Origin of the sequence: Desulfogranum marinum (genome assembly GCF_016918565.1) — a bacterium.
In the GTDB taxonomy this organism is placed as follows: domain Bacteria; phylum Desulfobacterota; class Desulfobulbia; order Desulfobulbales; family Desulfobulbaceae; genus Desulfogranum; species Desulfogranum marinum.
Map to the genome: position 1 here is coordinate 291,040 of NZ_JAFFQD010000002.1, position 11,989 is coordinate 303,028.

Below are 11,989 nucleotides of genomic sequence, written 5' to 3' on the forward strand. Positions count from 1 at the left end.
TGAGGGTCAAGTCGGTTTCTTTTTAGCAAAATCGTTTTCTATGAAGAGCTCTATTCCGCAGGTGGCTTTGCTGCCTTTAGCAATGTATGCTCAAGATTCTCTTGACAATGTGGTGAATCAGTTGCTTTCAGTAACCTGCGGAGGAGGCTCTTTTGCAGGTTCTCAGGTACTGATCAAACCAAATTTGATTTGCGCCCGTAATGGAGGTCTAGCATGCAGTGAACCTGTTTTGCTGGAATCGGTTGCCAGATGGTTTCTTGACCAGGGGGCGAAGGTAAAGCTTGGTGACTCTCCAGCTTTTGGTTCAGCAAGGTCTGTGCTGGAGGCAATAGGCGCACTTGCGGGTTTGAGCAATTTAGGGGTCGAAATTGTAGAGTTTAATCAAACGGAAAAAATAGCCTTGCCGGATGGAAAAGAGCTGAGAGTAGCTACGGCACCCAGGGAATGTGACATATTGGTAAATGTACCTCGTGTCAAAGCCCATGCCCAGGCGCGAGTGACCATGGCGGTAAAAAATATGTTTGGCTGTGTTGCCGGTTTAAGAAAGGCATGGTGGCACATGGCATATGGTGGGAAAAATGGAAGCTTTGCAGAGCTTATCCTTCAGTTGCTTCCCGCCTTTCCCCACAGCCTGTCATTGCTCGATGGTATAAAGGCAATGCATGTGAGCGGACCAATTCATGGTGAGCCTTTCTCTGTTGGGGTTCTTGGTTGTTCTGCTAATGCGATTGCTCTGGATACCGCTTTTCTTGATATACTTGGGATAAATCCGGCAGATTGTCCTCTTTGGGCTACTGCTGCCGGAAAAGGGTATGCAGGAGTTTCGCTGGACCATATAGAATGGACTTTTTTGCAAAGTAATACATTTAACGTGGAAGGATTTATAGTTCCTGAGAAGTTAATGCCTATTCGCTTTCATCCCCTCCGTTTTATAAAAAGTTCTATACGAAGAATAGCCCAGCCTATACTACAGCGATAGCCGAAAGGAAAATGGCAAGGATAAGCTGCTACCTAAATCTTGCATGTCAAACATGACAAAAACGCTTTTAGTTATTTTTTTCCAGACTGTTATCGGTTTTATCAACAAGAAATCAGTTCACTTTTAATGTGAGTTAGGTTTAAGAGCATTTTTCTCATGCTTGCCACCCTTCGGGATTGCCGATTTTACCGAATCTGCTTTGTTTGCGAACACTTGAAGTACTACAATACGTCTGCGTGTACGCAGCCTCGCACCTTCGGCAAACTTGGCAATTGCAGGATTTAGGTGCTAATTAATTATATACAAGTTTTATACTAGTGTTTTTGTTCAGGATCATAATATGAAAAATATGCAGGGAAAAACAGCGTTAATAACAGGTGGATCTCGTGGCATTGGTCGGGCTATTGCCCTCCGCCTTGCCGAGTGTGGCGTTAATATCATTGTCAATTTTGTTCGCCACCGCAGTGATGCCGACCAGGCTGTTGAGGCTATTAAGGCGAAAGGAGTACAGTGCTTTGCTGTCAAGGCTAATATTGCTGATGAAATCCATGTTGCGCAACTATTTGAAAGTATAAAGGAACATGGCGTTGAGCATTTGGATATTGTTGTTTCCAATGCTGCCTCCGGAGTGCTGAAACCAGCCATGGAGCTGACGCCTCGTCACTGGGACTGGGCAATGAATATTAATGCCCGTGCCTTGTTGTCATTGACGCAACATGCACTACCGATGATGGGGGAGGGAGGAAGGATTATAGCCATTTCGTCCATGGGGTCGGTGCGGGCCATTCCCGATTATACCGTTGTCGGAGCGTCAAAAGCCGCTTTAGAGTCATTAGTGCGTCATTTAGCGGTTGAAATTGGTCCGAAGAAGATCACCATTAACACTTTGAGCGCCGGTGTTGTGGATACCGATGCCTTAAAGAAATTTCCTAACCGGGAAAAGATATTGAAAGCAGCGGAACAGCGTACCCCCCTTGGTCGTCTGACCACACCGGAAGATGTTGCGGATGTCGCCCTGTTTTTATGCAGCGACCTCGCCTCCATGGTACATGGGCAGGTCGTGGTCGTAGATGGTGGCTATGCCATTCAGGGATAAGGACTGCAAGCAGGTACACTTTACAATTTTTTTTCATCATTATGAAGAAGTGGCTTAAGCCTCGTCACAGTTGGTTGATATTGTTGTAAATCACCTTCATGGTGTCATGGGGTGGTCACTTGTTCAGATTATCGCATGAGCAAATATTGTCGCAATTCTAACATATTTAAGTTGAATTGACCGGGATATGGATGTAGAATCTTCACCCCTTTACTATACGCAAAATCAGAAGGACGATTGAAAACCAATTATCTCCTGAAGGAGTCAACTATATGTCAAATCATTTGTTTACGTCAGAATCAGTATCTGAAGGGCATCCGGATAAAGTAGCTGATCAAATTTCTGATGCCATTCTTGATGCTATTCTTGCCCAGGATAAACACTCCCGTGTCGCTTGTGAGAGTCTTGTTACCACAGGAATGGCACTGATTGCAGGAGAAATTACTACCTCGGCCTGGGTTGATATGCCGGAGATTGTTCGTCAGACAATACGTGAAATAGGCTACAACTCTTCAGATATGGGATTTGACTGGCAGTCCTGTGCGGTTATGACCTCCATTGACAAGCAATCGGCTGACATCGCCGTAGGGGTTGATGAAGGAACCGGACTTGACTTGGATCAGGGCGCCGGCGACCAGGGGCTTATGTTCGGCTACGCTTGTGATGAAACAGATGTTTTGATGCCCATGTCTATAACCTATGCCCATCGTTTGGTAAAGCGGCAGGCTCAGATACGTAAGGCTGGTGTTTTGCCGTGGCTACGACCAGATGCCAAGAGTCAGGTAACCATTGAATATGAAAATAATATTGCCAAACGAATAGAGGCGGTTGTTCTTTCCACCCAACATGCCCCGGAAATAACCCATGCAGACTTGAAAGAAGGGGTCATGGAAGAAATTATTAAGCCTATTCTTCCTGCCAATATGGTGGATGCGGACACTAAATATTTCATTAATCCCACAGGTCGTTTTGTCATCGGTGGGCCTGTAGGGGATTGCGGTCTTACAGGTCGGAAAATTATCGTGGATACATATGGCGGGCGCGGATCACACGGTGGCGGTGCTTTTTCCGGCAAGGATCCATCCAAAGTCGACCGCTCTTCCGCGTACATGGGACGGTATGTTGCCAAAAACATTGTGGCGGCAGGGCTTGCTAAAGAAGTTGAGGTGCAGGTAGCCTATGCCATCGGTATCTCTCAACCTGTATCTATTAACGTAAAAACATTTGGGACAGGCAAGGTAAGCGAAGAAAGATTGATTGAGGTTATTCGCCAGGTATTTGACTTGCGGCCTAAGGCCATCGTTCAAAAGCTTGATCTCTTACGGCCTATTTATAGGAAAACTGCAGCTTATGGCCACTTTGGCCGTGAGCTTCCTGAGTTTACCTGGGAAGCTATCGATAAGGTCGAAGCACTGAGGGACGCAGCCGGACTATAATCTTTGGATGTAGTTGAGCTATAAATTTAGAATTGATGAAGCATTTTTTGAAAAAAGATGCAGGAGCAATGTATGACCGATTATAAAGTTGCAGATATGAGTCTTGTCGAATGGGGCAGAAAAGAGATTGCCATAGCCGAGACCGAAATGCCGGGTTTGATGGCCCTGCGAGAAGAGTATAAAGGTAGCAAACCGCTAGCAGGAGCACGTATCGGCGGCTGCCTGCATATGACCATCCAGACCGCAGTTTTAATGGAGACTCTGGTTGACTTAGGTGCTGAGCTGCGCTGGTCTTCCTGTAATATTTTTTCCACCCAGGATCACGCTGCAGCAGCAGTGGCGGCTGCAGGAATTCCGACCTTTGCTTGGAAGGGAGAGACCGAGGAAGAATTCTGGTGGTGCATCGAACAGACTATCTTTGGCCCCGATGACTGGCGGCCCAATATGATTCTCGATGATGGTGGTGACCTGACCCTGATAATGCATCAGAAATACCCTGAATTGATGAAGGATGTGCGTGGTATTTCTGAAGAAACAACCACAGGGGTCCTGCGCCTCAACGAGATGGCCCAGGACGGAAAATTGCTTTCGCCTGCTATTAATGTCAATGACTCGGTTACCAAATCAAAGTTCGACAACCTGTATGGATGTCGGGAGTCATTGCTTGATGGTATAAAACGCGCCACAGATGTCATGATCGCCGGTAAAATTGGTGTCGTTGCCGGCTACGGTGATGTCGGTAAGGGTTGTGCACAGGCACTGCGTGGTATGGGGGCTACTGTCCTGGTAACCGAAATAGATCCTATCTGTGCGCTGCAGGCGGCCATGGAAGGGTACCGGGTTGTAACCATGGAAGAAGCCGCCGCAGTAGGTGAAATTTTTGTTACTTGCACCGGAAACTTAAGGGTTATCAGCAGGGCTCATATGGATATGATGAAGGACCAGGCCATTGTATGCAACATTGGTCACTTTGATTCTGAGATCGATATTGCAGGCATTCGTGAACTGGAATGGGAAAACATCAAGCCCCAGGTTGACCATGTTATCTTTCCTGATGGCAAGCGATTGATCATTCTTGCTGAAGGTCGACTGGTTAACCTCGGCTGCGCTACTGGTCACCCAAGTTTTGTCATGAGTAATTCCTTTGCCAATCAGGTTCTTGCTCAGATTGAATTGTGGAATAATGCAGAAAAATATGAAAATAAAGTCTATTTTCTGCCTAAAGAACTCGATGAGAAAGTCGCAATGTTGCATTTAAAGAAAATTGGTGCAACACTTACCGAGTTGACACAGGAACAGGCTGAGTATATCGGTGTGACTGTAGAAGGTCCGTTCAAACCTGAGTATTATAGATACTAAAACCAGACGTCTCTTCACGGGCAGGATGCTTTAGGCGTTCTGCCTTTTTTTATATGCGTTTTTCCATTTTTTTTCTTCTTCTTTGGCTCAGCATTCTTTTGTCTGGCTGTGCCGGCTACGAAACCAGGATTATGGAAACCACTGCTTATTGCGGATGCGGTAAGTGTTGCTCCTGGGAGAGAGGCCGTTGGCTGTTTCTTAAACTTGATTTCTGGAATAAATATGTCACTGCCGGTAAACGAAAGGATATGGCATATAATGGTAAAACAGCCGCAAATACAGTTCCTGTAGAACCCGTTCCCGGCCTATTCTCTCAGGATAGCCTTGTTCATCCCTGGATGATTCCGGTACGAACAGTATTGCCATGGTTGTGGTTTCATCGAGATGGAACCATAGCCGCTGATACGAAGTATTATCCCTTTGGAACGAGAATGTTTGTCCCCGGCTATGGGTGGGGAGTCGTCGCTGATAGAGGCGGAGCAATCAAAGGACCGACCCGCATCGATTTGTATTTTGAATCACATCAACAAGCCCTGGGGTGGGGACGTCGAAACGTAGAGGTAAAGATCGATAGATGACCAAAAAAGTTAGTGTAATCGGTGGTGGGCTTGCAGGGTGTGAAGCATCCTGGCAGTTGGCTCAGAGAGGGGTGGAGGTTGTTCTGTATGAAATGAAGCCTTCACTTTTCAGCCCTGCTCATGAATCTGAGCAGTTGGCGGAACTAGTCTGTTCCAACTCCTTTCGCTCAAATGCAGTAGACTCTGCAGTGGGCTTGTTAAAAGAAGAAATGCGCCGTCTTGGATCGTTGATTATGACTGGCGCAGCTGCGACCATGGTGCCTGCTGGTAAGGCGCTGGCCGTGGACCGTAATATGTTTGCCCGTCATATAACACGAGCCATTGAAAGGCACCCGGCTATCACTGTTCGCAGGGAGGAAGTGGTGTCTTTGCCGGATTCCGGCTGTCAGCCTGTGATTCTTGCAACTGGGCCCTTGACTTCTGCGTCGCTGTCTACGAGGTTGCTTGAACTAACCGGCGAAAAATTAGCCTTTTATGATGCCATAGCTCCTATTGTTGATGCGGAAAGTCTCAATTGGGATCGGGTTTATAGAAAATCACGTTGGGACGATGAGGGACCTGGAGACTACCTGAATTGTCCGTTCACAAAAGAAGAGTATGAGCTGTTCCTGGCCTCATTGTTGAGTGCTGAAATGGTACCTTTACAATCTTTTGAAAAAGAAAAGTATTTTGAAGGTTGCCTGCCCATTGAAGTTATGGCAGGCAGGGGGGCTGATACGCTTCGTTATGGGCCGATGAAACCGGTTGGACTCGCTCATCCTGAAACCGGAGAGGTCCCCTACGCGGTAATGCAGCTCCGGGCAGAAAATCGTGCAGGCACTATGTTTAACATGGTTGGTTTTCAAACCAAATTAAAATACGGTGAACAACAACGTGTTTTTCGTATGATACCAGGGCTTGAGCAAGCCGAATTTTTACGATTAGGATCTATTCATCGCAATACTTTTATTTGTGCGCCTGATCTACTTGATACCTCCCTGCAGATGAAAAATGTACCAGGGTTGTTTATAGCGGGACAGTTGTCTGGTGTGGAAGGATACGTTGAAAGTGCGGCAATGGGGCTGCTGGCGGGAATAAATGCAGCTGGACTGGCTACGAAAGGTTCCGTCCCTGAACCGCCTCCCGCTGCGACGGCGTTTGGAGCTTTGCTGCGTCATTTGACCTCCTCAGATGGTCGCTATTTTCAGCCAAGCAATGTCAACTTTGGATTATTTCCCCCTTTAGCAAAAAAAATGCGGAAGAGAGAGAGGGGGGGCTACCGGGCAAAAGGAGCACTGGAGTTGCTGGAACAATGGCAGCAGCGTTGGTGAGCAGGCAGAAATTTCGCTGTACCTACCCTTGCTGCTCTGTAAATCCCCAGTAAGGGAAGTCAAGACGATATGCTGCTATTTTTCCAGGGCTTTGCTCACGGCTTGCTACCATCCATAGATTGTTGATTCTGTCTTCAGGGGGAGTGCTTTCAAAAGGATCCCATTCCGGTAAAAAAATGAGTGCATTATCTGCTGAATAGGCTATATCGCCCGACCCCTTGAATGAACCTAGCTGTGGCTGGTGCTCAAATTGACCGTCTTGACCGCGGGCGAGTTCTGATATGACAAGAAACGAAACCTGCAATTCATCTCGGATTGCTTCCATATGACGTAACCAGCCATCAATACCGGATCGCCTTTTGGTCAGGTCTTTAAAAGGGAGCTTGTGCAGACTGTCTATGATGACAACCGCCCGGTCTCCGTTGGTTTCTCGGCGTAAAAAGTCAATATGGCGTCGCATAAGTTCAGGGGTAAGCTGACGATCATTGACCACCCGAAACCAGCGCAAAGCTTCCTTAAGTTTTTTCTTGGCTTTTTCCACCCTGGCAACTTCTTCTGGAGTAAGCCTGCCTTTTAAAAGTACCTCTGTTGAAACTCTGCTCCACCGAGAGAGAGTGCGAAGGTATATTTTTTGTTTGCCGTTTTCAAAATCGTAGTAAATAACCGGAATTTTGCGAGAAGCCATTTCGGTAGCAATCTGGATGAACAGACAAGATTTGCCGGCCTTTGGCGTACCACCCATAATGTTAATCCCGCGCAGTTCTCCAAATGTTTTATCAAGCAGTGGAAATCCTGTATTAACAGTATGTCGCTCCGGGTCTGAATCATTACCTAGCAGTTTGTTGAAGAGGTAATATTCCCGATCTGGGGTTGCAAAAGGGGAAAACGCTCGTGCCTTACGCAGCATAGTAAAGACGTCCTGCTGAAAATCCTTGCCACGATCAACGGCCAAAGAGGTAAGCGAATATTTTCGTGGATGATCTGCCTGCCAGGAAACGAGACGTACTTTGTAACCGATTATGGTGGCAAAGGATCGAGCAGCCGTAAGAGATTCAGCCGTATTATTTACCCACAGAAAAATAGTGCGAAGCCATTGGAGCTGACGTTCATCAATATGTACCAAATCTGCTGCAGATGGAACTGCAATACAGGGGAGTCCCAGTTTTTTTAGTGGAAGTAGGTTCTTTTCACCTTCCACAATGACCAGGCTTCCATTTTCACAGCGATCAATCTCTGTGCAATTGAAAAGGTGGAATTGATTGGTTGTAAACTTTTCGTTTCCGTACCAGAAGCTGTCCCCTTCCTTTTCAGGATGCACACAACGTGCAGCATAGTAGTTGTCATCTCTTTGTATGTAGGGGTAAACTAGATAGCGCCCGTTGTAGCCGATTTTCGTTTCTTCAAGCACGGCCTTGGAAATTGCCTGGTGTTGGAAACCGTTTATTAACTCTGGGGTAAGCTTTTCGGTAAAATCGATGACGTCCTGGTTGATATTTTTGGCCGGAAAATCGATATCCCGGCCAAAATATTCACGATCAGGATCAAAACCAGGGACGTGGTCTAGGCTTATTCCGTTGAGTTTTGCAAAATAGAGAGGAAATCCACCCTCGCAACACCGATTCCGGCACCAGAAATATCCGTGGAAGAAACTTTCTTCATTGAGCAGAATGGTCAATGTACCAGGGTTTTTTCTGTGTTGCCTTTTGCAAAAAGGGCAAACTACCTGCAGCATGTGATTGGTAACCGGTGTCTCAGGGAAATATTGCCTGTAAAATCGACTCACTGCATCAGGCATGGTTGTACCTCTTGTTAAATAATTTTTATCTTTTTTTGTTCAAACAAAAGAAAGAGTGATGAGCACTGCAATGGAAATTCGAGCTAGCCAGTACAACAGGCGTCTATAAAAACAGGTGGAACCTCGTCAATAGAAAAATGGAGCGAGCAATACTATAAAATTACTTTTTTTATAGCGTCGAATCTGAGGTAGTGCGACTTGAACTCTAAGCAAAATGTTAAGTTTTGCAGGAAGCTTATCGATAATATAAGAGTTTAGGCCTCCTGTCAGGATGAATTTTTTAGTCCAACGAAAAGATTATCAACATGCACATTGAAAAACGACATTAACCGGAATTTCTCATGAACTGCGGTTTAACCAAGTATTTGCTGCAGGATGGTTGCATCTAATTGATCATGGAATTTAAAGTGTACGGCGTAATCACTTTCAAAAACATTAAAGGGTTGTACGCCAATGGAGAGTCCTTGCAGATAAAGATAGTTGGCTTTTCCACCGACAGGTAAAACAATCTGCAAACCTCTACCAAGCAAGAGTTTGGCATTTTCTTTTTTAGTGATACGAATAAGAAACGCTAAGCCACCCTTTGAAATATCTAGAATGTCAGCCCTGAATCCACGGCCTATTGGGTTCCCTTTGCTGTCTGTGGGGTGCACCTGTATTTTTCGTGATATTTTGAAACGTTCATCCTGGCGTCGTTCTAGTCCTTTTTTCTTTAGTGTTGATGGTATTTTATTGTTTTTATTATAAAAATGTTTGAGTTTGTTCTCCATTCCAGGAAATTGATCTTTCCATTTTGCGAGTTGGTCCTGCTTCAAGACATAGATTCTTGATTGGGTAAGAGCGGTGAGGCTGATAGTCCAAATAGAAGGAGTAAAAAAATTTTCACCAATAATTTCACCTCTGCCGAGACTGGTGATAAAGATTTCTTTGTCGTTAATAAGGTGAGACGCTTTGATGCTTCCCTGATTGATTAAAAGCAGCTCATTGTTTTTTTCGCCCTGGTTAACGATTGACTCTTCCGGATTAAATATACGTTCACGCAGTTCATGGTAGATCGTCTGGAATTCAGCTGATGTAAGTTCATCGGTAAGTTGAGACCATGTATCCAAATCGTCTTGGTTTATAGCCCCGGTTTTTTCCTGTTCGATTATCTCGCCGGAACGAATAATCTCACTCAGGGCCATGGGATCAATTTCGTATATGCGTTCGCGCAATCGTTCTGCATTTTGAAAATCGCCAGCCCTGGCTGTTGCTGTCACCAAGTCAAAGAGAGCTTCTTTTGCTTCTTCCTTTTTCCCCTTTTCGACCATTTTAAAAATATGTATTTCCTGATCAGTTATAGATGATGAGTGGGAGCTTGGCTGCGATTGTTTGTCATTTGGAGATTTCATAGTAGAACTGCTTGGGAGCTGTGGGCTTTGATCGGGAGAAAGCCTTGCCCTGATGCGTCGTGCTGTTTGACCTGCAGCATTACGGACTTCATCTGCATAACCGGTAATACCGAGGACAGACTTGCTTTGTGCAACGCTTTGTAGTGTCTGCAATGCACGCCTGGATCCAATAATACCCAGAGTTTTACAGATAGCAAGCTGGAAAAAGTTTTTGTTTTTTCCCTGCATGGATTTATTTTGTTCAAGCAACTCGGTGAGTGGACGTACATAGCTTTCATCAGGAATGTTGCCCATATGGTGTACAACTTTCGTTTTAATCGTATCATCCATGGAGGATAAGGCTTGTTTGAGGAACTCGGGGGTCTCATTCCCCCCAAGCTTGACAGCCGTATTCAACACTTCCTGCTGGACCCTTAGATCCTGGTGATTGATAAAGGGTTTTATGGCGTGCATAAGCGAAGGACTGCCGATCTCTCCGAGCAAACGAACAATGTTGCGGGTCACATACCAAGGAGATGGTTGTTGGATTTGTTCAAGCAGAATATCTTTGGCGGCGTTGCCGGTTTGTTTGATAAGACTTAAAAGAAGTTTCCTTTCAAAACGGCTTTCGCTGTTCATTAAATATTGCAGTTGGTAGCGTGCCGACCTGTTGCCGAGATCGGTGAGTAAGTTGCCCACATTATCTCTCTTTTCCTCCTCGTGAAGATAGGCTTCGAGAAGCCTTTCCAGAATAGAATCAGAGCTGATTTGGTCAAGAACTGCAATGCCATGCTCTCTTACAGTCTCACTCACTTCTATGCCAACCTTCGAGGAGGTAATTCGGTTGATGACATGAACGATTTCAAATGCTTTGGCATAGTTGTTTTGTTCGAGAAAATGGTGGGCTAATTGCGAGATCGCGGTAATTATTCTTTTTATGCTGCTTTCGTCGGTAACAACCAGCTGAAGCGCTTGCTCTAAAGCAGGGAGGAGTTTAACCAGACGATCCCATTGTTTCTGCTCAGCTAGTTTTTGTGCTGTCAGTGCAAGGGATTCTGCTCCATTTAAGCGTATCTTCTCTGAAGTCGATTGGATAGCTATGGCTGTATGCATCAATAGGGTATCTGCTTCGATATTTTTACCATCTTTGATGAATTGAATGATGGTATTGGGTAATTCCTGACAGATCTCTTGGTCGGCTAATTGGTTTGTATCGTTTGCAAGGATAGCATTTATCCCTTTTGCTATTTTTTCGGCCTTGCCCTCAGCTTCTTTTTGTTGTCGTTCTTTATGCATTTCGACAACCGTAAGGATTTTTACATTTTTGACGGTTTGCATTAGCCGTTTATAGGCTGCAGCAACTTCTTGATTTGATTCACCTTCCGGCAGTACTTCCTGGCCGGTTACAAATCGGTACATCTGTTGGGTGAGCGTTGCCAGTTTTTCGTCGGTTAGGTGTTTGATGATCTCGGTATACAACTTGTCGCCGAAAAGTCCTTTAAAACGATGGATGAGCATTTGGCCGAGTTCATCGTCTTCAAAATCAGCAAGTTGTTGTCCTGCTTGGGCTGCGACCTGCGTTTGTTGTTCTTGGCTAAGGGCAGTATCGTAATTGGTAAGGATTTGGTTAAACCCATCAAAGCCTGCTTTATGTTCATCGACAATTGCAGGATCTACCGTAAGCTGGGCTGCTGTTACCAGAAGAGGAGCTGACCATTGAGGCTGTTGAAGACGCTTTTGCAGGCTTAGAGGCGCAGGCTTCCCTGAAGCAGCTGCAGCTTGTAGTGCGCGGGCATCGACCTGCTGAGAATACAATTGTCTGACCATGGGCCCTTTAGGGGTCTGTACCAGCTTGTTGAGCATGTCATCATCCACAGCCGTGAGGTCGGGATCACCATTGTTGTCGATGGCCAGTGGAATGCTCGAGGTGAGCATGGCGACCATCCGGTTGAGCTGCTTTGGGGTGAGGTGCTCAATGGTTTCATCGAGCAGAGCATCGGAGACCTGGTTGACCACCTGATGGTAGAGTTTGTCGCCGAACAATCCTTTGAACTTTTGGGTCAACA

The 11,989-nt window shown here is 45.7% G+C and carries 8 protein-coding genes; 6 read left to right on the top strand and 2 right to left on the bottom strand.

Annotated features, from left to right (window positions below):
• Nucleotides 1-40: 40 nt before the first annotated feature.
• The 6 genes from JWH17_RS03080 (at nucleotide 41) to trmFO (ending at nucleotide 6,758) form a co-directional block, all read left to right on the top strand.
• Nucleotides 41-979 (top strand): DUF362 domain-containing protein, encoded by a 939-nt coding sequence (locus tag JWH17_RS03080; protein ID WP_205221086.1) that lies wholly within the window; start codon nucleotides 41-43, stop codon nucleotides 977-979.
• Between the two features lie 349 nt (nucleotides 980-1,328).
• On the top strand, nucleotides 1,329-2,075 hold the full coding sequence (fabL, locus tag JWH17_RS03085) for an enoyl-[acyl-carrier-protein] reductase FabL (RefSeq protein WP_369125039.1): 747 nt from the start codon (nucleotides 1,329-1,331) through the stop codon (nucleotides 2,073-2,075).
• Nucleotides 2,076-2,347: 272 nt separating this feature from the next.
• Nucleotides 2,348-3,511 carry a methionine adenosyltransferase gene (gene metK / locus JWH17_RS03090; protein WP_205221088.1) on the top strand — a complete coding sequence of 388 codons (1,164 nt, stop codon included), beginning with the start codon at nucleotides 2,348-2,350 and terminating at the stop codon, nucleotides 3,509-3,511.
• 72 nt (nucleotides 3,512-3,583) lie between these two features.
• Nucleotides 3,584-4,870: an adenosylhomocysteinase gene (gene ahcY / locus JWH17_RS03095; protein ID WP_205221089.1), complete on the top strand. Its 1,287-nt coding sequence runs from the start codon at nucleotides 3,584-3,586 to the stop codon at nucleotides 4,868-4,870.
• A 131-nt stretch (nucleotides 4,871-5,001) separates the two neighbouring features.
• Nucleotides 5,002-5,448 (top strand): 3D domain-containing protein, encoded by a 447-nt coding sequence (locus JWH17_RS03100; protein ID WP_205221090.1) that lies wholly within the window; start codon nucleotides 5,002-5,004, stop codon nucleotides 5,446-5,448.
• Nucleotides 5,445-6,758 (top strand): methylenetetrahydrofolate--tRNA-(uracil(54)-C(5))-methyltransferase (FADH(2)-oxidizing) TrmFO, encoded by a 1,314-nt coding sequence (gene trmFO, locus JWH17_RS03105; protein WP_205221091.1) that lies wholly within the window; start codon nucleotides 5,445-5,447, stop codon nucleotides 6,756-6,758. Before JWH17_RS03100 ends, trmFO begins: the two co-directional genes overlap by 4 nt.
• A gap of 22 nt (nucleotides 6,759-6,780) precedes the next feature.
• On the opposite strand, the gene JWH17_RS03110 is transcribed toward trmFO, so the two are convergent.
• Nucleotides 6,781-8,553: a DnaB-like helicase C-terminal domain-containing protein gene (locus tag JWH17_RS03110; RefSeq protein ID WP_205221092.1), complete on the bottom strand. Its 1,773-nt coding sequence runs from the start codon at nucleotides 8,551-8,553 to the stop codon at nucleotides 6,781-6,783.
• Between the two features lie 353 nt (nucleotides 8,554-8,906).
• On the bottom strand, nucleotides 8,907-11,989 hold a 3,083-nt coding region (locus JWH17_RS03115; RefSeq protein WP_205221093.1), incomplete at its 5' end, for a HEAT repeat domain-containing protein.